The sequence below is a fragment of the Gaiella sp. genome, from assembly GCF_039915195.1.
Classification (GTDB): domain Bacteria; phylum Actinomycetota; class Thermoleophilia; order Gaiellales; family Gaiellaceae; genus Gaiella.
Genome location: NZ_JBDSNT010000057.1, coordinates 1 through 19,916 on the forward strand (window position 1 = coordinate 1; position 19,916 = coordinate 19,916).

Annotated in this window: 18 protein-coding genes and 2 tRNA genes; 9 read left to right on the forward strand and 11 right to left on the reverse strand. The window is 67.0% G+C overall.

The window, feature by feature from the left end:
* A partial coding sequence (locus tag ABIR74_RS05425; protein ID WP_348175706.1) for a hypothetical protein occupies positions 1–680 on the reverse strand: 680 nt, incomplete at its 3' end.
* Between the two features lie 62 nt (positions 681–742).
* Between ABIR74_RS05425 and ABIR74_RS05430 the strand changes: the two genes are divergently transcribed.
* A tRNA-Gly gene (locus ABIR74_RS05430) sits at positions 743–813 on the forward strand.
* A gap of 31 nt (positions 814–844) precedes the next feature.
* Here the strand turns inward: ABIR74_RS05430 and ABIR74_RS05435 are convergent.
* The 6 genes from ABIR74_RS05435 to ABIR74_RS05460 form a co-directional block, all read right to left on the reverse strand.
* Entirely contained in the window at positions 845–2,575 is a 1,731-nt protein-coding gene (locus ABIR74_RS05435; RefSeq protein WP_348175770.1) for an IlvD/Edd family dehydratase, read from the reverse strand.
* Positions 2,576–2,701: 126 nt separating this feature from the next.
* Positions 2,702–3,280 (reverse strand): M15 family metallopeptidase, encoded by a 579-nt coding sequence (locus tag ABIR74_RS05440; RefSeq protein WP_348175708.1) that lies wholly within the window; start codon positions 3,278–3,280, stop codon positions 2,702–2,704.
* A 79-nt stretch (positions 3,281–3,359) separates the two neighbouring features.
* Positions 3,360–3,434: transfer RNA gene (locus ABIR74_RS05445), tRNA-Pro, on the reverse strand.
* 434 nt (positions 3,435–3,868) lie between these two features.
* Positions 3,869–4,492 carry an LUD domain-containing protein gene (locus ABIR74_RS05450; protein ID WP_348175710.1) on the reverse strand — a complete coding sequence of 208 codons (624 nt, stop codon included), beginning with the start codon at positions 4,490–4,492 and terminating at the stop codon, positions 3,869–3,871.
* Positions 4,476–5,918: a lactate utilization protein B gene (locus tag ABIR74_RS05455; RefSeq protein ID WP_348175712.1), complete on the reverse strand. Its 1,443-nt coding sequence runs from the start codon at positions 5,916–5,918 to the stop codon at positions 4,476–4,478. The genes ABIR74_RS05450 and ABIR74_RS05455 overlap by 17 nt, the downstream gene beginning before the upstream one ends.
* A complete protein-coding gene (locus tag ABIR74_RS05460; RefSeq protein ID WP_348175713.1) occupies positions 5,915–6,619 on the reverse strand; it encodes a (Fe-S)-binding protein in 705 nt (234 codons plus the stop codon). The genes ABIR74_RS05455 and ABIR74_RS05460 overlap by 4 nt, the downstream gene beginning before the upstream one ends.
* 62 nt (positions 6,620–6,681) lie before the next feature.
* Between ABIR74_RS05460 and ABIR74_RS05465 the strand changes: the two genes are divergently transcribed.
* The gene (locus ABIR74_RS05465; protein WP_348175772.1) at positions 6,682–7,638 is read left to right on the forward strand and encodes a 4-hydroxy-3-methylbut-2-enyl diphosphate reductase; all 957 of its coding nucleotides are present in this window, start codon (positions 6,682–6,684) and stop codon (positions 7,636–7,638) included.
* 189 nt (positions 7,639–7,827) lie between these two features.
* On the opposite strand, the gene ABIR74_RS05470 is transcribed toward ABIR74_RS05465, so the two are convergent.
* The gene (locus tag ABIR74_RS05470) at positions 7,828–10,884 is read right to left on the reverse strand and encodes a class I tRNA ligase family protein (RefSeq protein WP_348175715.1); all 3,057 of its coding nucleotides are present in this window, start codon (positions 10,882–10,884) and stop codon (positions 7,828–7,830) included.
* 122 nt (positions 10,885–11,006) lie between these two features.
* On the opposite strand from ABIR74_RS05470, the gene trxA reads away from it, so the two are divergent.
* Together trxA and ABIR74_RS05480 are read left to right on the forward strand one after the other, a co-directional pair.
* Positions 11,007–11,327: a thioredoxin gene (trxA, locus tag ABIR74_RS05475; RefSeq protein ID WP_348175717.1), complete on the forward strand. Its 321-nt coding sequence runs from the start codon at positions 11,007–11,009 to the stop codon at positions 11,325–11,327.
* Between the two features lie 157 nt (positions 11,328–11,484).
* On the forward strand, positions 11,485–11,862 hold the full coding sequence (locus ABIR74_RS05480) for a cyclic nucleotide-binding domain-containing protein (protein ID WP_348175718.1): 378 nt from the start codon (positions 11,485–11,487) through the stop codon (positions 11,860–11,862).
* Between the two features lie 13 nt (positions 11,863–11,875).
* Here the strand turns inward: ABIR74_RS05480 and ABIR74_RS05485 are convergent, their stop codons facing one another.
* The 3 genes from ABIR74_RS05485 to ABIR74_RS05495 are packed head-to-tail and all read right to left on the reverse strand — an operon-like array spanning position 11,876 to position 14,390.
* Positions 11,876–12,616: a hypothetical protein gene (locus ABIR74_RS05485; protein WP_348175720.1), complete on the reverse strand. Its 741-nt coding sequence runs from the start codon at positions 12,614–12,616 to the stop codon at positions 11,876–11,878.
* Entirely contained in the window at positions 12,613–13,566 is a 954-nt protein-coding gene (locus ABIR74_RS05490; protein ID WP_348175722.1) for an ABC transporter ATP-binding protein, read from the reverse strand. The genes ABIR74_RS05485 and ABIR74_RS05490 overlap by 4 nt, the downstream gene beginning before the upstream one ends.
* Positions 13,567–13,580: 14 nt before the next feature.
* Positions 13,581–14,390, reverse strand: coding sequence for a serine hydrolase domain-containing protein (locus ABIR74_RS05495; protein ID WP_348175724.1), 810 nt, complete (start codon positions 14,388–14,390; stop codon positions 13,581–13,583).
* 25 nt (positions 14,391–14,415) lie between these two features.
* Between ABIR74_RS05495 and ABIR74_RS05500 the strand changes: the two genes are divergently transcribed.
* From ABIR74_RS05500 to ilvA, 5 genes are all read left to right on the forward strand, one after another.
* Positions 14,416–14,796: a RidA family protein gene (locus ABIR74_RS05500; RefSeq protein WP_348175726.1), complete on the forward strand. Its 381-nt coding sequence runs from the start codon at positions 14,416–14,418 to the stop codon at positions 14,794–14,796.
* On the forward strand, positions 14,793–16,004 hold the full coding sequence (locus tag ABIR74_RS05505) for a carboxylate-amine ligase (protein ID WP_348175728.1): 1,212 nt from the start codon (positions 14,793–14,795) through the stop codon (positions 16,002–16,004). Before ABIR74_RS05500 ends, ABIR74_RS05505 begins: the two co-directional genes overlap by 4 nt.
* A complete protein-coding gene (locus ABIR74_RS05510) occupies positions 16,005–16,475 on the forward strand; it encodes a redoxin domain-containing protein (protein WP_348175729.1) in 471 nt (156 codons plus the stop codon). It abuts the gene before it with no gap.
* On the forward strand, positions 16,406–18,040 hold the full coding sequence (locus tag ABIR74_RS05515; protein ID WP_348175731.1) for a hypothetical protein: 1,635 nt from the start codon (positions 16,406–16,408) through the stop codon (positions 18,038–18,040). The genes ABIR74_RS05510 and ABIR74_RS05515 overlap by 70 nt, the downstream gene beginning before the upstream one ends.
* Positions 18,041–18,283: 243 nt before the next feature.
* Positions 18,284–19,810, forward strand: a complete 1,527-nt coding sequence (gene ilvA / locus ABIR74_RS05520; RefSeq protein WP_348175733.1) for a threonine ammonia-lyase, biosynthetic — start codon at positions 18,284–18,286, stop codon at positions 19,808–19,810.
* The last annotated feature ends 106 nt before the right edge of the window (positions 19,811–19,916 follow it).

The following is a 19,916-nucleotide window of genomic DNA, read 5'->3' on the forward strand; positions in this document are numbered from 1 at the left end:
AGCTCGGGCACCGGCGCGTGCACCGCGAACGCGCTCCGCACGTCCTGCGTGAACCAGAGGTGGAGCATCTCGCTGCCCTGAGCCTTCCTGGCGCCTTCGGGGCACGTGCCGTCGGGGCGCGGCGTGAGACCACGCTTGATCCCGTTCACGCAGACGATGTGCGAGTGCCACCGCGTCAGGGGGCCGCCCGGTGTCGGGCCGAGCACGCCTCGTGCGACGCTGAACATGACGCCGACGAGCCGCGGCTTCCGCCCTGGCTCGGTCGCGTAGATCAGCGACTCCGGCCGCTTCGGGTCGAGATCGTGGGCATCCGCGCTGTTGCGCCGGTGCTCCGCGTGAAGATATCCGACCGCATCGTCGCCGGGTGCGCGCGTGGCGAGGTGAGTGGCGAAGCCACTGCTCTCAACGAGGTCGACGTTGCGCCAACGGTCCGAGGCCTTCCGCGCCCGTTTGAGCAGATTGGCGGCGGCCCGACGCTGATTCGCCGTCACGAGCGATAGGTCCGGATACTGGCGCAGGTGGTGCGCCAGGCCGTGCATCGTCTCCGGAGGAAGCATCGTCTGTCCGGGCTTCAGCGTGCAGAGCAGTTGGCTGGGCTCTCCCGGCAGTGCCGATGGCACGCCGACGAGGCAAATCGCGGCGGCGACGAGCGATGAGAAAGTGAGGCGTGTTCCGGGCATCAGGGCCATCGGCTGAAAGTTGTTGCGCCGTGCGTCGGGCTGGACCGCTTCAATATGCGTACGCGGGTGTAGCTCAATGGTAGAGCCCCAGCCTTCCAAGCTGATTACGAGGGTTCGATTCCCTCCACCCGCTTTCGTTCCTCGCCTCGAGCCCGTCCCCTGCATCAGTGGTTGTCGCGCGGGATGCCCTTCGTCTCTGCAATGCGCTGGAAGGCGACTGCGGGTTTGAGGACCATCCCGTTCGCGAGCTCGTCGATGAGGGCGCGTTGGATCTCCTGCCAGGGTGTTTGGCTTTCGGGGTACGGGTAGTCGCCGGCCTGCTCGCGCCTCTCGCGCCGCTCTGCGAGCTCCTTGTCGGGGATGAGGATGTCGGCCGTGCGCTTGCCGAGATCGACGCGCACGCGGTCGCCCGTCTGGAGAAGGGCGAGTCCGCCTCCGGTCGCTGCCTCGGGCGAGGCGTTCAGGATCGAGGGACTCCCGGAGGTGCCGGATTGGCGGCCGTCGCCGATGCAGGGGAGCTCGCTGATGCCTCGCTTCAGCAGGTAGTCGGGTGGGCGCATGTTGACGACTTCGGCGGCACCGGGGTAGCCGATCGGACCGACGCCGCGGATCACGAGCACCGAGTTCGCGTCCAGCTCGAGAGTGGGGTCGTCGATCCGCGCGTGGTAGTCCTCAGGGCCGTCGAAGACGATGGCGGTACCTTCGAACGCGTCGGGGTCGTCGGGGTTTGCGAGGTAGCGGGCGCGGAAGTCGTCGGAGATGACGGATGTTTTCATGATCGCGCTGTCGAACAGGTTTCCTTTCAGGTTGAGGAAGCCGGCGTGCTCGATGATCGGTGTATCCCATGCTCTGATCACGTTGCGGTCGCTCGTGAAGCGGCCCTCGTTGTTTTCGCGGAGGGAGCGGCCGTTGACGGTGGTCGCCGTCGGGTCGATCCGTCCTGCGGCGATCAGTTCCGCGACGACGGCAGGAACGCCACCAGCGCGGTAATACTCCTCGCCCAGGTATTCGCCCGCGGGCTGCATGTTGACGAGCAGCGGCACGTCGTAGCCGAGCCGCTCCCAGTCGTCGTTGTCGAGCTCGACGCCGATGTGGCGGGCGATCGCGTTGAGGTGAATCGGCGCGTTCGTCGAGCCGCCGATCGCGGAGTTGACGACGATCGCGTTCTCGAACGCCGCCCTCGTCAGCACGTCCGACGGCTTCAGATCCTCGCGGATCATCTCCACGATCCGCTTGCCCGTCAGATACGCCATCTCCTGGCGGTCACGGTGCGGGGCAGGGATGGCGGCGCAACCGGGCAGGCTCATCCCGAGCGCCTCGGCGAGCGAGTTCATCGTCGACGCCGTCCCCATCGTGTTGCAATGCCCCGCCGATGGAGCAGACGATGCGATCAATGCGGTGAACTCCGTCGCATCGATCTCGCCGCGAGCCATCATCTCCCGCGCCGTCCACACGATCGTCCCCGACCCCATCCGGTTGCCGTTCAGCCAGCCGTTCAACATCGGGCCGCCCGACAACACGATCGCGGGAATATCGACGGTCGCGGCGGCCATCAGCTGCGCGGGCGTCGTCTTGTCGCACCCTGTCGTCAGCACCACACCGTCGATCGGGTAGCCGTAGAGGATCTCCACCAGCGAGAGGTACTGCAGGTTGCGGTCGAGCGCCGCCGTTGGCCGCTTGCACGTCTCCTGGATCGGATGAATCGGGAACTCGAACGGCACCCCACCCGCCTCGCGAATCCCGTCCCGCACCCGCGAGGCGAGCACGAGGTGATGGCGGTTGCAAGGCGTGATGTCCGACCCCGTCTGCGCGATCCCCACCATCGGCCGACCCGACTGAAGCTCCTCCAGCGTCAACCCGTAATTCATCATCCGCTCCAGATAGAGCGCCGTCATGTCGACGTTCTCCGGATTGTCGAACCACGCACGCGACCGCAATCCATCACGCCGGCCGTCAGAGGAACCCGTGAACACGAATCAGTCCTACCACGGATCGCGTGGGCCGGCGCCGACCGCCGCCTCTCAGCGACCTCTGGCCGAGAAGTGCTGGTAGTCCTTCACCCCTGACCAGCGACCTCCCCAGCCCCAGCCGATCCCGTCGAAGGCTCGCACGAGCGCATGGCCCTCTACAGCCATCCCGGGACGGAACCGCGTCCGTCGCAGGTACGGGCGACTCGCGGGGTGCGACGTTGCGCCCGACCGCGTGACGTACGGGTTCTCGATCGGGTTGACGTCGATGGCGCGACCGTACGCGTGCTCCGAGTAGCGCGTCGTGCCGTCGACGAAGCGGCAGTTGAAGGCCGATGTGTTGTCGGCCTCGATCGAGCGGAAGTCATTGCCACCGTAGGCGTCGATCGGCACCATGCGGCGGATCGGGAAGTCGTCGACGTAGAGGCGGCGCAGGGTTCCGAGGATGCGAGCCGCCACGTCCCGGTGGACGATCACGCGTCCGATGCGATCGCGGCCCTCGAATCCGCGGTGGGTCACGGTAACGACGCGCAGATCGCGCAGCGGAACCGGACACCCGGGGCGCCAGGAGACGCCGGTCATCTGGTGGGCGAGGGCTGGCGAGATCGGGGCGATCGAACCCTTGAATGCCATAGTCGCCTCCGCAGACGTACTGGGAAGGACAGCTACGACGATCGCCGCGGCGAGGAACAGGCTTGGCTTCATCGAAAAATCGGGGTGGTCGGAGTCGAACCGACGACTTCCGCGTCCCAAACGCGGCACTCTAACCAGGCTGAGCTACACCCCGTCTCCGTTCGAACGTCCGCACAGCATGACAGTTCGCGCAGACGAGCTCGCACTTCTCAATCTCCTCCAGGATAGCTCGACGGCCATGCCCGTTGACAAGCCGCCCGAGATCATCGCGTTTTGTTGTACCCGGCAGATGATCCCAGTGCATCGCCGCAGAGTGGAACCGACGGCCACAATCGACGCACGGTCTGTCCTTCAAGGAGCGGTACCACTTGCCGATAGCCCGCCTCCGTAACACCGACTGTCGGCGCCTGAGTACGGCGCGCTTCTTGTGGTACTCGGCGTCATAGACCTTCCGACATGGCTTGCACCACGCCTGCCTGCCTCGAGCAGACGAGACGTGAAACGCTGATTCGGGCTTGATCTCACCGCACTTGCCACACCGTCGATTCTCAGACATGTTGCCATTATAGACATCACCGTCGGACGAGGCTATGACGCAACGATCACAACGAGCCGCCGCGGGCCGTGGACGCCCTCGACGCGGGTCAGCTCGATGTCGCTCGTCGCGGACGGGCCCGAGACGAGGACGATCGGACGGCCCTCCCTCGCGCTCGGCTCGAGCGCTGCGATCAGCTCCGGTACGGTCTCCACGATCGCCTCGGCACGAACCACGCACACGTGCAGGTCGGGGACGAGGCTGAGAGCTCTCCGGCCCTGCCCCGGGCCACCGTCAAGGGCGATCGTGCCCGTCTCTGCGCAGGCAGACGCGCAGGTCGTCACGGCACCGTCGAGCGCATCGAGATCGCGAGAGTCGAGACCATAATCCTCGATGAGTTCCACGCTCGAGGGGCGGAGCCGGTGGTCGAGGTCCGGAGCAACGCCCACTCGTCGAGCGCCGGCCGCCTCGAGCGCCGACGCTACGGCCGCACCCGGATCATCCGCCACGACGACCGTCGCCTCGTAATCGCGAACCCGCTCGACGAAGAGCGCGATCACCGCCGCGGCACCGCTTTCTCCACGCAGGCGGTAGTTGCGCGGCGGAACGACATGCGGCGGGCCGTCGGCAAGCGAGGCCCGAACGCGCGCCAGGATCGCCTCACGTCCGCTGGTCACGACTCTCCCACCACTCGCGGAACGTCTGAGCCGGGAACGCGGGTAGATCGCGTGAACGACCCCAGGCGCCGAGCGGCCCCGGCGGGAAGTGAGTGATCCAGCCGTCCCGTGCGACCGGTCGCTGCAGTGACCGACCGAGCCGCTGCGCCCGCTCGTACCCGGCCCGCGTCGCGAAGGCCTTGCCGAGCAGCTTCAGAGACCGGCCCTCGACCCCTGGGCGCTCGTGCGCGACCACCTTCCCACGCTCGTGCACGAGGATCGACGGAATGTCGATGAGAACCGGGCACACGTCGTAACACGCGCCGCAGAGCGACGATGCGAACGGCAGCGACGCAACGGCTCCCGTCTCGCCCGCGAGCTGAGGGGCGAGGATCGCGCCGATCGGCCCCGCGTACGGAGAGTGATACGCGTGGCCGCCGGTCTGCCGGTAGACGGGACATACGTTGATGCACGCAGAGCAGCGGATGCATCGCAACGCTGGCCGACCTGCTGGATCGGCGAGCACCCGGGTGCGACCCGCGTCCAGGAGGACGAGGTGGAAGCGCTGCGGCCCATCGCCGTCTCGCACCCCGGTCCAGAGCGACGTGTACGGGTTCATCCGCTCCCCGGTCGACGAGCGCGGGAGCAGCTGCAGGAAGACCTCGAGATCGCGAAAGCGCGGAATCGCTTTCTCGATGCCCATCACCGTGATCAGCACCTCGGGGAGCGTGGTGCACATGCGGCCGTTGCCCTCGGACTCAATGACGCAGATCGTGCCGGTATCGGCCGCAGCGAAGTTCGCGCCGGAGATCGCGACTCGAGACCGCAGGAATGCCTCGCGGAGGTGCAGCCGCGCGGCCTCGGCCAACTCGACAGGCTCGTCCGTGAGGCCCGGCAGCCCGAAGCGATCGCTGAAGAGGTCACGGATCTCACGCCGATTCTTGTGGATTGCAGGGACGAGCAGATGCGACGGCCGTTCTCCCGCGAGCTGCACGATCAGCTCGGCGAGATCCGTCTCGATGGGCCGGATACCCGCCCCTTCGAGCGCCTCGTTGAGGCGGATCTCGTCCGTCGCGAGCGACTTGACCTTGACGACCTCGTCGACCCCCTCGGCTCGGATCAGGCCGACGACGATCTCGTTCGCCTCTGCCGCATCACGTGCCCAGTGCACGGCACCTCCTGCAGCCCGAACGGACTCCTCGAGCTCGACGAGAACCGAGTCGAGCGACGCCAGCGCCTCGTCCTTGATCGCCGAACCGGCAATGCGAAGCAGCTCCCAGTCGGGCACCTCGGCGACGACTCCCGCCCGCTTGCGACGAATCGTCGTCGTCGCGTGTCGGATGTTCGCCCGTACCTGCTGGTTCGCGAGCGCAGCAGGCGCCGCACGCGGAAAGCTCTCCGGCCTCGCGTCTCGGGCCGCGGCGGCGTCGGACCTCGGCGCGTTCACGACGCGAGGATCTCCGCGAGATGAACGGGACGCACGGCGATGCCGCGCCGTCGAAGCCCACCGCCGATGTGCATGAGGCAGGAGCTGTCACAGGCGCAGACGCACTCCGCTCCCGAGGCGGTGATTGCCGCGATCTTCTCGTCGAGCATCGCCGCCGACACATCGGCGTTCTTCACTGCGAACGTGCCGCCGAAGCCGCAGCACTCCTCTGCGTCCGGGAGCTCGACCAACTCGACCCCGGGCACGGCCTGCAGGAGCCGGAGTGGCGCATCTCCGACGCGCAACAGTCGCAGGGAGTGACACGTCGGGTGATAGGCAACCGTTCCCTCGAACGTCGAGCCGACATCCTCGCGCGCGAGAACGCCCGTGAGGAACTGCGAGAGTTCCCACGTGCGCGCCGGCACACCTCGATCGTTGCCGTCGAGCAGATCGCCGAAGTGCTCGCGCACCTGAGCTGCGCACGAGCCCGAGGGCGTCACGATCGCGTCGAAGCCGTCGAACACGTCAACGAACCTCCGAGCCAGAGCCACCGCTTCACCCGGGTAACCGGAGTTGCCGTGCATCTGGCCGCAGCACGTCTGCTCGCCGGGGAAGACGACCTCGATACCGAGTCGCTCGAGAACGGTCACGGTTGCCTTCCCGACGTCGGGGTACAGCGTGTCGGCAAGGCAGGTCACGAAGAGGGCGACGCGTTCGACCATCGAGATTTCAGCCTACTGGTCTCGCTCGCACGGTCGGCCGGTACGGATACCCTGTCTGAGTGATCGAACGCGTCCTCCTCGCATCTCCTCGCGGCTACTGCGCCGGGGTCGAGCGCGCAGTGGACACGGTCGAAAAGGCGCTCGACCACTATGGCTCGCCTGTGTACGTACGCAAGCAGATCGTCCACAACATCCACGTCGTTCGCGACCTCGAGGCGCGCGGGGCGATCTTCGTCGATGAGGAGACGGAGGTTCCCGAGGGTGCGACGATCGTCTACTCGGCCCACGGGGTGGCGCCGGCCGTCCACGCAAACTCGGCGAACCTGCAGCACAACGTGATCGACGCGACCTGTCCGCTCGTGACGAAGGTGCACGTCCAGGCGCGACGCTACGCCGCTGACGGATACACCGTCGTCCTGATCGGCCATGAGGGGCACGAGGAAGTGGTCGGAACGATGGGGGAAGCACCGGACGCAACGATCCTCGTGCAGGACGTCGCCGAGGCAGAGGCTCTGTCGCTCGCCGCCGATGTGCGCCTCGCGTACATCACCCAGACGACGCTATCGGTCGACGAGACGTCCGAGATCATCACCGTCCTCCGCAGAAGATTTCCTCAGATCTACGCGCCTCGAAAAGAGGACATCTGTTACGCGACCTCCAACCGGCAGTGGGCAGTGAAGGAGATGCTGGCGGAGATCGACCTGCTACTCGTGCTCGGTTCGAAGAACTCGTCCAACTCGAACCGCCTCGTCGACGTGGCGAGGGCCTCGGGAGTCGCTGGCCACCTCATCGACGACGAAACCGAGATCGACGAACGATGGCTCGACGGAGTACGCACCGTCGGGATCTCGTCGGGCGCGTCCGCACCGGAGCGCCTCGTCACACGGCTGTGCGATTGGTTCCGGGAGCGCGGCGTCGACCGGATCGAGCCGTTCCAGCTCGTCGTCGAGGACGTGACCTTCAAGCTCCCGGTCGAGCTCCGTCGTGAGCTCGTGCTCGCCGAGACCCAGCAGCACTGAGCAACATCCCCTCACAGGCGGCTCGCCATGCGAGGCGCGATGCGGGACTCGGCTGTACGCAATCCATCAGCTGACCGCTGCCGCGGCCGTTCCCTTCGGCCTCGCGAAGGCTAGGGGCCGGCAGCTGCGGTCTCCGGGGCGCGAGGATGACAGGCGAACACTGCCACCCGGGCCGATTCAGAAGGCGTGTTATGCCCTCTCGATGACGGGCTGGTCGACAGTGCCACTGACGACCGCCGACGCGAGCGTCTCGCGCGCGATCCAGTCCAGATGGACGAGGAGTTCGTCGTCGGCAGCTGGGATCGTCAGGTTGATGCGATCGGTCAATTCGAGGCCTTCGTCCTTCCGCTTGGTGTTGACGCGATGGATGAGCTCGTACACGCGGCCCTCGAGAGCGAGCTCGTCATCGACTGCAATCTCGATCGCCACCGTCACGCCCGCGTCGCCCGCAACCGCCCATCCTTCCTTGCCTGCCCGCTCGACGAGAACCTCGTCCGAGGAAAGCTCATGCCCGGCGACACGGAATCGTCCGCCATCGAGCTCCTCGAAGTCGCCCGCCTGAAGCGCCTCACGAACGACGCCGAGCTCCTTCCCGAGCTTCGGCCCGAGCGCCGGCAGGTGCGGCTTCACGCGCAACTCCGCGTCGACGTGGCCGAACTCGACCTCCTTCACGCGGAGCTCCTCCGCGATCTCGGCGGCGTGGGCGGCCGCGAGTGGGGCACCCTCGACCACGATCCGTCGGAGCGGCTGCCTCAGCTTCAGCCCGGACGCCGATCGTGCCTGGTGGCCGAGCGCGACGACGCGGCGGAGCTCCGCCACCTCGGCGAGCAGTGCGAGATCCGGGGTACGTGCCTCCGGCCAGCCGGCGAGGAAGACTGAATCCGGCGCCCCCTGGACGACATCGGTCACGAGGGCTTGCCAGAGGTGCTCGGCGAGAAACGGCATCACGGGCGAGATCACGCGCAAGCCCTGGACGATCCCGAACCAGAGCGTGCGGAGCGCAGCCTCCTCGCCATCCCAGAAGCGCCGCCGCGAGCGCCGGATGTACCAGTTCGAAAGATCGTCCACGTACGCCTCGAAGGCCCGCGTCACGTCGATCGTCAGCCAGCGCTCGTAGCCGGCCTCGGCCTCGGCGACGAGCTGCGCCGCGCGCTCGACGAGCCAGTTGTCGAGCGGCTGCAGGTCGGCGTCGGGCCTCCCGAGCTCGAGATCGGCGTAGGCGGGCTGGAACGATTCGATGGCGCCGTAGTCGCCGAGGAACTTGGCCGAGTTCCACAGAGTGAGGAGCCGTCGCTTGATCTCCTGCGCCGGGCCGAAGCCGAAGAGAAGGTTGCGGTCGGGCGGCTGAGCGCAGTACTGCCATCGCATCACGTCGGCACCCATCCGCGCGAACGCGTCGGTCGCGCTGATCATGTTGCCCCACGACCCGTGCATCTCCTTGCCGTGCTCGTCGAGCATCTTCTCGTAACCGAGCACCTTACGAAACGGGGCGCGGCCGGTGAGTGCCACCGACATGAAGAGCTGCGAGTAGAACCAGAGCCGGATCTGCTCTCGCATCTCGGAAACCCAGTCCGCCGGGAACCACTCCTCCCACGTCGCGTGCGTGGGCAGATCGGCGGTCGTCAAGCCCTTGGCAGCCCCGGTTCCATACCCCCCGGCGACGAACTCTTCGTTCTCCCACCCGAGCGTCGAGAACGGCACGATCCCGGCGTCGAGCCAGACGTCGCCGACCTCCTCGATGCGCGTGGCGGACTCGCCGCAGGCCTCACAGCGGATCGGCACGGCGTCGATCCACGGGCGACGCAGCTCCTCGAGTTGATCGAGCCCTTCGACCGCGCGCTCCTCGAGCTCGGCGCGAGAGCCGATCACGTTCAGATGGCCGCACGAGCACGGGTAGAACGGCAACGGCAGGCCGTAGTAGCGGCGGCGGGAGATGTTCCAGTCGCCCATGTTGCGCAGCCAATCGTCCATTCGCTTGCCCATGTACTCGGGAGTCCACTCGACGGTTCCGTTCGCGTCGAGCAGCGGCTGCCGTACCTCGTCGACGCCAATGAACCAGTCATCGGAGAGCCGGAAGATGAGGGGCGTGTGGCAGCGCCAGCACTCCGGGTAACGATGCTCGTGCCTCGTTGCCTCGACGAGCAGGCCGCGATCGTCGAGATCACCGATGATCTGCTCGGCGGCGTCACCGGTCGAGAGCCCGTGCAGCCAACCGAAGGTCGGGTAGAAGTGCCCGGCCTCGTCGACGGGCGCTATCACTGCGAGGTCGAGCGCCTTCGACAGCTCGAAGTCCTCGGCACCACAGCCCGGCGCGATGTGAACGACACCGGTTCCGTCCTCCATCGAGACGTCGTCCCACGGAATCACGCGATGCTCGACCTCGCCGCCCGGGCCGAGCGCGTCGAACGACCCTTCGTACCGCCAGCCAACGAGCTCGGCTCCCGGGAGCTGCTCCAGGAACTTCTCGTCGGGGTAGCGCGCGACCGCGACCCAATCCCCGTTCTCGAGGCGCCCGTAGGTCGACGTGGGGTTGACGGCCGCCGCGACGTTGGCCGGAAGCGTCCAGGGCGTCGTCGTCCAGATCACGACTGCCTCTCCGGGACGGTCGAGGAGCCTGAAGCGGACGAAGAGCGACGGATCGACGCGATCGACGTAGCTGCCGTGGAGCTCGTGCGCCGAGATCGAGGTGCCGCAGCGCGGGCACCATTCGGTCGCACGATGTCCCTTGAAGAGCCAACCCTTCTCGTGCACGATCCGCAGGAACTTCCAGATGTACTCGATGTTCGTGTCGGAGAAGGTGAAGTAGTCGCGGCCCCAGTCCATCCACTGGCCGAGCCTGATCGAACCCTCCGTGATCTCGGCCGCCGACTTGACGACGACCTCACGACACCGGCGAGAGAACTCGGCGAGGCCGAACTCCTCGATCTCGCGCTTCGAGTTGAGTCCGAGTTCGCGCTCGACGCCGACCTCGATCCAGAGGCCCTGGCAGTCGAAGCCGTTCTGGTAGCGCTGGTGATATCCGTTGAGCGCCTTGTAACGCTGGAAGACGTCCTTCAGCGTGCGTCCCCACGACGTGTGCACGGCAAGGGACTTGTTGGCGGTGACCGGGCCATCGAAGAAGCTGAAGCGAGGCCCATCGGCGTTCTGCTCCCTCAGACGGGCGAACGTCTCCTTGCTCTCCCAGAGCGCGAGGATCTCCCGCTCGAGCGCATCGTGGTCGGGTTTGTCCGGAAGGGGTGCGAACATCACCCGATTCTAGGGAACATGCGGCGACGGCCATTCGTTGTAATGGGGTGAACGCAACGTTTGAGTAACGATGCGCGGTAGCTCCGACACAGCTCAGCTCCACGAAGAATCGAAAGGACCCAATGGCAACTGCAGTCAAGAACGACACGTTCGAACAGGAAGTACTCAAGAGCGACATCCCCGTGCTCGTCGATTTCTGGGCCGAATGGTGTGGCCCGTGCCACGCCGTCGCCCCCGTCCTCGACCGCATCGTCGAAGAGCAGGCAGGCGGGCTGAAGCTCGTCAAGGTGAATATCGACGAGGAGCGTGAGCTGGCCGAGCGCTTCGGGATCGCATCGATCCCCACGATGATTCTGTTCCGCGACGGCGAGCCGTCCGTCTCGGTGATCGGAGCGCAGCCCAAGGGCGCGATCGAGCGCACGCTCGGCCTCACCGCCGCGTAGAACCGACACGACACCCCTCCCAGCGGGCCGGCTCTCGAGTCGTCTCGTGGGGTGTCCCGCAACGTGAGACCCGAAATGATCGTTGCGGGACACCCCACTCCATTGTTGATCGTGGTAGTGCGTTCGGGGTCGACACGGCCGTCGCTACCGTACGCGCATGAGCCCTCGCCACGTTCCCGCCACGGTCACAGAACTCCAGCGAATCGGCTTATTCGGATCGCTTCCCGGCGAGACGATCGCAAGGCTCGCCGAGCTAATGGTGCGCGAAGAGTTTCCGGGCGGGCGGAGGATCATCACCGAGGGCGAGAGCACCGACCGCTTCTACGTGCTTCTCTCCGGCATGGCCGGCGTCACACAGGACGGGCGCGGCGCAAGAGGCATCATGCGGCCGGGCGAGACGTTCGGCGAAGTGGCGCCCCTGCTCGGCGTCGAGCGCACTGCGACGGTCACCGCGATGACGACGTGCGTCGTCGCGAGCTGCGACAGGGATACGTTCAACGAGCTGCTGCGCCCGCTCTACGCAGACGACGAGTAGAGCTCGACCGCGCTCAGTACTCGTCGCGGTGCACTCGCACCGCTCCGGCCGCGAGGAATGCCGCAACCCACAACACGACGGACACGCCGGCCGCCGCGATCGGCAGCCCGTCGTCACCACCGCTGATCCGATCGAGGGAGCTCGCCAACGTCGCATCCCCCAGCGTGTCGTTCAAGCTGTACAGCAGGAGCAGAAGCGGGGTGAAGCCGATCGAGAAGACGAGCGAGATCGCGATCGCCGGCCCGTTCGACCGCAGGAGCGAGCCGATGCCCATGCTGATCAGCCCGAACACGACGGCCAGGAGAGCGGCCGTCCAGACGAAGTCCACAAGCTCTACCGCGGTGATGCTGTCAGCCGCGGTGTGCGGGAGCGCCACGGCGAGGACGGCGCCGAGCGTGAGCGGAACGGCAAGCATGAGAAGCACGGCGAGGACGACGGCGACGATACGTGCGGCGTAGATCTGCCCCCGGCGCGCACCCGTGATGACGAGATAGCGCATCGTCCCCTGCGCGACGTCGTACGAGCCTGCGAGCGACCCGATCAGGATCGCGACGACCACCCCGACGATGAACAAGGCGCCACCGACACCGTCGAGCATCGCCTGGCCTCCCATGGAAGGATTACGGCCGGGGCGCAGCTCGTGGATGACGACGTTTGCAGCGATCACGATCACCACCACGACGAGAACGACGGTCGCCCCCCCGAGGAAGCTGCCCTTCCGACCAGTGATCGTTCGGAGCGTCGCCGCGATCACGAGGCGTGCTCGCTTTCGCCTTCGAGCGGCAAGCTGGATGTGATTTCCAGAAAGCGCTGCTCGAGCGATTCGCTCTCGCGCGCGATCTCGATCACTCCGACGCCGGCCTCGACGAGAGAACGCGTGACCAGGATCGCCTTCGCGTCGTCGATCCGCTCGCCGGTGAGCTCGAGGTTGCCGTGCTCACCCTGCTTGATGCCGGATACGAGTCCGAGGCGATACAGCGTCTCCTCGGCGCGGACGGGATCATCGACCCTCAATCGCATCGACTGCCGCCCTTCGGCGACGAGTTGCTCGACAGAACCGTGCAGAACGAGCTTGCCGGACTGCACGATCGCGATGTCGTCAGCCATCTTCTGCACCTCGTCGAGGAGGTGCGACGAGATGAACACGGTTCGGCCATCGTCCTCCACGAACGAGCGGATCATCCGGCGGAACTCGACGATCCCCGCTGGATCGAGCCCGTTCGACGGCTCGTCGAGGATCAGGAGCTCGGGATCGTTGAGCAGGCTGCGCGCGACCCCGAGTCGCTGTCGCATCCCGAGGGAGTACTCCTTGACCTTGCTGCCGCTGCGGTCGGTGAGATCGACGCGCTCGAGCGCCCAGTCGATGCGCTTCGCGGCATCGCCGCCGACGAACTTTGCGGCCACCTCGAGGTTCGACTTCCCGCTCAGGTACGGGTAAAAGCGCGGCTCCTCGACAATCGCGCCGACACGCGTCAGCGCCTGGCGCACATCTCCCGGGATCGCGTGGCCACGCACGGTGATCGTGCCCTTGGTCGTGCGCGCGAGGCCGAGCATGCAGCGGATCAGCGTCGTCTTGCCGGAACCGTTCGGGCCGAGCCAGCCGACGCACCGGCCAGGCATCACCTGAAACGAGACGTCGCTGACCGCCTGGGTGGCGCCAAACGTCTTCGAAACCCCGTCGAGCGTGATGATCGGATCGGCCACGACCATGGGTTGTATCAGTCGTCGACTTCGCGGATCACTGCGTCCGAGAGGATGGGCCAGGCCGTTTTCGCCCAGTCACCGAACTCCCGCGTCGTCAGAGCAACGCAGGCGATCCCCCGGTTCGGGTCGACCCACAGAAACGTTCCACTGCCGCCGAAGTGGCCGAACGTGGCAGGCGAGGTGAGCGTACCCGACCAGTGGCCGTGCTTGTCACCCTTGAGCTCGACCCCGAGGCCCCAGTCCATGGGGCTGAATCGCCCGAAGTCTGGAAGGACACCATCGAGCCGAGGGAACTGGACGGCGATCATCTCGGCGTGGGTCTCGGGAGCGACGAGAACCGGCGCAAGCAACTCTCGTCCGAGCGCAAGCACGTCATCGAGGCAGGCGCGCATGTCTGCACCGGGATGCCCCGACGGGTCGAGAGCGAGCCCGAGCGGCTCACATACGGCCTCGCGCACGTAGTCCGCGAACGGCATCTCGGCCCGGGTGGCGACATGACTCCCGAGCACACCGAACCCTTCGTTCGAGTAGATGCGCCTCCGCCCGGGTGGTGCGATCGGCGTCGTCCCGTGAAACGGGAGCCCGGATGCGTGGGCGAGCAGGTGGCGCACTGTCGAGCCAGGCGGCCCCGCCGGCTCGTCGAGGTCGACGACTCCCTCCTCCGCCGCGACGAGGGTCGCGAGTGCGGTCACGGGCTTCGAGACCGACGCAAGGCGGACGACATGACGGGTGTCACCACGGGTGGCGATGGTCGCAGTGGCGCTCGTAACTCCAGCGGCGGCGAACGGGACGTCCCAGGCATCGATCTGACTCAGAGCGTCCACGTTCGATCAGTGATACTACCGGGCCATGGAGCGCCGCCTGATCTCGGGACACTCACCGTTCGAGCCGATCGCGGGTTACTCACGCGCAGTCGTCGTCGGTTCGACCGTGCACGTCGCGGGCACCGCACCGATCGCGCCCGACGGGTCCGCGACTCCCGAGGACGCGTACGAGCAGGCGAAGCTCTGCCTCTCGATCATCGCCGGGGCGCTCGCCCGGGCCGGGGCGAGCGTCGAGGACGTCGTGCGGACGCGCCTGTTCATCACCGACCCGACGGACTTCGAGGACATCGCGCGCGCCCACGGCGAGATCTTCGCCGATATCCGGCCCGCAACGACGTGCGTCGTCACGGGGCTCCTCGACCCGGCCTGGAAGGTCGAGATCGAAGCCGAGGCCGTCATCGGATGAGCAAGCAGCTGATTCCGGAGGACATCACCGGCAAGGGCTCGAGCGGAACGGGCTCCGCGGCCAGCGTGCTCGAACATCGTTTTGGCAAGAGCGATCCGTACACCCTCGGCGTCGAGGAGGAGTACCAGCTTCTCGACAGCACGTCGTTCGACCTCGTCCAGCACATCGAGACGGTGCTCGCAGCAATCGAGGGCCACGAGCTCGAGCCGCAGATCAATCCCGAGCTGATGCAGTCGGTACTCGAGATCGCGACCCCGGTGTGCCACACGCCGGCCGACGTGATGGGAGAGCTCGTGAAGCTCCGGGCCTACGTCTGCGGCGTTGCCCGCGAGAAGAACATGCGCGTCGGCTCTGCCGGGACGCATCCGTTCAGCCTGTTCGAGCGGCAGAGGATCACGGCACAGGACCGCTACCGCCAACTCGTCGACCAGCTGCAGTACATCGCGCGGCGCGAGCTGATCTTCGGGATGCACATCCACGTCGCGATCGACAATCCCGACAAGGCGATCAAGATCATGAACGGGCTCCTGCCCCAGCTCGCGCCGCTGCTGGCACTGTCCGCCAGCTCGCCCTTCTGGCGCGGCGAACCGACGGGGTTGATGTCGAGCCGGCAGATGGTGTTCGCGTCGTTCCCGCGCTCGGGACCGCCGCCGCGGTTCCGCGACTACGCGGACTACGCCGAGGTCGTCGGGCAGCTCGAGCGCACGGGCTGCATTGCCGACTACACCCACATCTGGTGGGACATCCGACCCCACCCGCGGCTCGGCACGATCGAGATCCGCATCTGCGACGCGGTGACCCGTGTCGAGGATGCGGTTGCGATCACCGCGTACTGCCAGGCGCTCGTCAAGCAACTGGCCGAGCGCTACGACGCCGGCGAGGAGATCCCGAGCTACCACCGCATCCTGACGACCGAGAACAAGTGGCTCGCCGCGCGCTACGGGCTCGAGGCACCCGTGATGGACCTCGCGACCGGGCGCCGCAACCGGATTCCGATCGCCCAGCTTGTGCGTCGCACGGTGCGGGAGATCGAGCCGCATGCCCGCGAGCTCGGGTCGGAGCGGGAGCTCGAGGGGATCGCCACGCTTCTCGCTCGCGGCAACAGCGCCGACCGACAACTGCGCATTTTCAACGCGAACCGCGACATTCGCGAGGTCGTCGAGGAGATCGCGATCGCAACCGAAACCCTGCCGACGGCCGCCGGCTAGATGCTCGGGCCCGGCGACCCCATTCCCGGCGCCGCCCGGGTCTGGGCTGCGACAAGCATGGGGCCAGTCTCGCTGCACGAGACCCTCTCCGGCGAGCGCCTGGTGCTGCTCTGCTTCTACCCATTCGACTGGTCGACGACCTGCACGAACGAGCTCTTCCTCCTCCGCGACCGGCTGGCCGATCTCGCAGCTGCGGGAGTTCGACCCATTGGAATCTCACGCGATTCCCCCTGGTCGCACGCGGCGTGGACGAGCACGCTCGGGGTGGAAGGCGTGTCCCTCCTCTCGGACTGGGACGGCGAGGCGACCCATGGATTCGGGATTGCGCGCGAGCTCGACGGGATGGCGGATGTCCCTGCCCGCAGCGCGTTCCTCATCGAGGGCGATACGGTCAGGGCGTCATGGCCCCTCGGGAGCGAGCTACCGGACATCGACGCCGTGATCGCGGCGGCTTCGTCGCTCCCGCGCTAGCGCTCTACGCCGCCTGCGCGATCTGGGCGACGTGGCCCGCCGTGCAGCACGTCGACGACCGGTACCTCGCCCGCCCCGCTGTCGGCTTCGGAGAGGCAGCCGCCGGTGACCACCTCCAGCTCGGCTGGGCCTTCTGGCTCCCCGGCCACCAGCTCGAAAACGGCGGGGCGCCCTGGGTGGATCCCTACTCTTTTCGCCCCGAGGCGAAGGCAGGGCCGAACCTGCAAGGTTGGCTCCTCGGAGCGCCGTTCTGGCCGCTCCGACATCTTCTCGGCAACATCTGGGCGTACAACCTGATCGTTCTGTTCTCCTTCGTCGCGGCGGGTGGAGTCGCCTGCTGGTGGCTCCGAGCGCTTGGTCTCGTGCGCTCCGCTGCGCTCGTCGGCGGCCTCGTGTTCGCGCTTGCCCCCTATCGCGTCGGGCAATCGACGGGGCATCTGCTCGGACTGATCGCGTTCCTCCTCCCCGCCGTTCTGCTCGCTCTCGAGCGGCGGCGATTCGTGTGGGCCGGACTCGCGCTTGCGGCGGTTCCTCTCTCCGGGCAGATCCATCTCGCGATGGGTGCCGTGATCCTCGCCCTCGGCTACGCCTGGGCCCGCGTTCCGCGATCGGAGTGGTGGAAGGCCGGCATCGCGGCCGGAGCCGCTACGACGGCGGCCGTCGTCGTCCAGCAGGTCGTTGTCGCGGGATCCGTCGTGGGGAGAGGCCGGCGCTTCACCGAGGTAGAGCACTACTCGGCCGAGATCTCCGATCTCTTCACGCGGGCTGTCGGCGCTGGTATCGAGGAGTTCGTCTTCCTCGGGTGGCTGACGCCCCTTCTAGCCCTCGTCGGGCTGTGGGCGATCCGTGAGAGGAGGGGCCTTGCAGTCTTCCTCGCGCTCGCCGCCGTCGTGCCGATCGTTCTCGCTCTCGGATCGAACGTGCCGCTCTACGAGCCCCTGTGGCGGGCGCTGCCCCCACTCCGATTCGCGCGCGTCCCCGAGCGCCTACTGCCGATCGCCTGCCTCGCGATCGCGGCGCTCGTCGCCTTCGCCGTCGCCTCTGTGTTGAATGGCCAGTTTGTGTTGAAACACAAGGCCAGCGGCTCCTGGAGTCGACCGTCGACGCTCTGGGGCGTGGCAATGCTGCTCGTCGTTCTCGCGCTCGACCTGCGCGTGCCGACGTTCGGCGCCGTAACGCCGGATCGCAGTAACGCCGCCTACGCGGCAATCCGGGGGGATGGCCGACTGTTCGAGCTGCCCGTGTTCAATCCGGGCCTCCACTTCGGGAGCGTCTATCTCGCCTATGCCCGGCAATCGCCGCGCGAGCGTCCGCAGGGGTACTCGACGACGGCGGCGATGGCTTCAGAGCTCCTCGCGCGAGACCTCCGACGCGTCTCGTGTGGGGTTGGATCCCTGCCGCCCGAGCTCGGAGTACGCTTCGTCACCGTGCATCGGGCGCTCTACCGGCAGAGTGGATGGTTTGCGCCCGACTGCGCCGATCGCGCGGAGGCAGCGCTCCTCCGCAGTGGCTGGTCGCTGCGCGCTCGCGACGGAGCGATCTCGAGCTGGGAGGCTCCCCGGTGAGCGACGCCGTTCTCGTTGGCTCCCGCCGAGCGCGTTCCCATGAGACCGTTCAGCGATCCCGAGGCAACCGTCCACGATCTCAGCGTCCTCTCGGCAATCCGGACAGACCAGCGGATCGAGGGGCTCTCATGCCCGCTCCGGACGGTACTGAGTCGATCGAGTCTCGACCAAGCTGGACCTCGACTTCGACACGAAACCACCCTGGCGAGCGCCTCGCACCAACTGACGTACGATGAGCGGCCGATGACACGCGCCGCGCCCGAGATCGACTACCTGGAGGCCATCCTCAACGCGAACGTCTACGACGTCGCGGTCGAGACGCCTCTGCAGGAGGCGCCGCTCCTGTCGGAGCGGCTCGGCAACCGGCTGCTGCTGAAGCGCGAGGATCTCCAGTCCGTCTTCTCCTTCAAGCTCCGTGGCGCCTACAACAAGATGTCAAGACTCCAGCCTGCAGCCCTGCGCAAGGGAGTCGTGGCCGCCTCGGCCGGCAACCACGCGCAGGGCGTCGCACTCGCCGCGCAACGGCTCGGCGTGAGGGCGACGATCGTGATGCCCATGACGACGCCCGAGATCAAGATCGAGTCGGTCGCCGCGCTCGGTGCCACCGTCGTGCTCGAGGGCGACTCCTACGACGACGCATACGCCGAAGCGATGCGGATCGTGCGCCGGAAGAAGCTGACGTTCATCCATCCCTACGACGACCCGGACGTGATCGCTGGGCAGGGGACGATCGCGATGGAGATCCTTCGGCAACTCCGCGATCCGATCGACACGATCTTCGTAGCGGTCGGCGGCGGAGGGCTGATCGGCGGAATCGCCGCGTACGTGAAGCGTCTGCGCCCGGAGATCCGCATCGTCGGAGTGGAACCGGAGGACGCAAACGCAATGGATCGCTCGCTCCGAATGGGTCGGCGGGTCACGCTCCCCCACGTCGGCCTCTTCGCCGACGGCGTCGCCGTGAAGCAGGTCGGCGTCGAGCCGTTTCGCCTCGCGCGCAAGTACGTCGACGAGATGATCCTCGTCGACACGGACGAGTTGTGTGCGGCGATGAAGGACGTGTTCGAGGACACGCGCGCGATCGTCGAGCCGTCGGCGGCGCTCGGTGTCGCGGGCGCGAAGAAGTGGGTCGAGCGGGAGAAGGCGACGGGTCGCAACCTCGTCACCGTGCTCTGCGGCGCGAACATGAACTTCGACCGCCTCCGCTTCGTCGCCGAGCGCGCCGATCTCGGCGAGGCGCGGGAGGCAGTTTTCGCCGCGACGATCCCGGAGCGGCCCGGCAGCTTCAAGACGTTCTGCAGCCTGCTCGGGCGCAGCAACATCACCGAGTTCAACTACCGCTACAGCGATCCGACCGAGGCGCACGTCTTCGTCGGGTTGAGCGTGCGCGACAGCGCGGAGAAGGGCAAGCTCCTGCGCGCGGTGGCGCGAGCGGGAATCACAACCCTCGACCTCACCGACAACGAGCTTGCGAAGACGCACGTTCGTCACCTCGTCGGCGGGCCGGCGAACGCGCCGAACGAAGTGCTCTACCGATTCGAGTTCCCGGAGCGGCCGGGTGCGTTGATGCGGTTCCTCGAGGCGATGAGTCAGGGATGGAACATCAGCCTCTTTCACTACCGAAACCACGGCGCAGACTACGGCCGTGTGCTCGCGGGGATCCAGGTGCCGCCAGGGGAGCGGCGGGCGTTCAGGGAGTCGCTGAAGGAGCTCGCCTACCCGTACACCGAGGAGACCGCGAACCCCGCGGCGCGGTTGTTCCTCGGCGCCTGATGGCGATCGGCGGGGGCGCGTTTCGATCCATCGCGTTCGGGGAATAGTCGAGTGACACCCCGCGTCGATGCAATGGAAAGGAATCAATGTCTATTCTCTGGATCGT

What these genes read in the sequence shown, in the direction of transcription:
- ABIR74_RS05480 (WP_348175718.1), top strand. Translation starts at nt 11,485, where the DNA reads ATGAGCCCTCGCCACGTTCCCGCCACGGTCACAGAACTCCAGCGAATC.
- ilvA (WP_348175733.1), top strand. Translation starts at nt 18,284, where the DNA reads ATGACACGCGCCGCGCCCGAGATCGACTACCTGGAGGCCATCCTCAAC.
- trxA (WP_348175717.1), top strand. Translation starts at nt 11,007, where the DNA reads ATGGCAACTGCAGTCAAGAACGACACGTTCGAACAGGAAGTACTCAAG.
- ABIR74_RS05435 (WP_348175770.1), bottom strand. Translation starts at nt 2,575, where the DNA reads ATGACGGCGCTCTATCTGGAGCGGATGATGAATTACGGGTTGACGCTG.
- ABIR74_RS05510 (WP_348175729.1), top strand. Translation starts at nt 16,005, where the DNA reads ATGCTCGGGCCCGGCGACCCCATTCCCGGCGCCGCCCGGGTCTGGGCT.
- ABIR74_RS05460 (WP_348175713.1), bottom strand. Translation starts at nt 6,619, where the DNA reads ATGGTCGAACGCGTCGCCCTCTTCGTGACCTGCCTTGCCGACACGCTG.
- ABIR74_RS05440 (WP_348175708.1), bottom strand. Translation starts at nt 3,280, where the DNA reads ATGGCATTCAAGGGTTCGATCGCCCCGATCTCGCCAGCCCTCGCCCAC.
- ABIR74_RS05505 (WP_348175728.1), top strand. Translation starts at nt 14,793, where the DNA reads ATGAGCAAGCAGCTGATTCCGGAGGACATCACCGGCAAGGGCTCGAGC.
- ABIR74_RS05515 (WP_348175731.1), top strand. Translation starts at nt 16,406, where the DNA reads ATGGCCCCTCGGGAGCGAGCTACCGGACATCGACGCCGTGATCGCGGC.
- ABIR74_RS05500 (WP_348175726.1), top strand. Translation starts at nt 14,416, where the DNA reads ATGGAGCGCCGCCTGATCTCGGGACACTCACCGTTCGAGCCGATCGCG.
- ABIR74_RS05470 (WP_348175715.1), bottom strand. Translation starts at nt 10,884, where the DNA reads ATGTTCGCACCCCTTCCGGACAAACCCGACCACGATGCGCTCGAGCGG.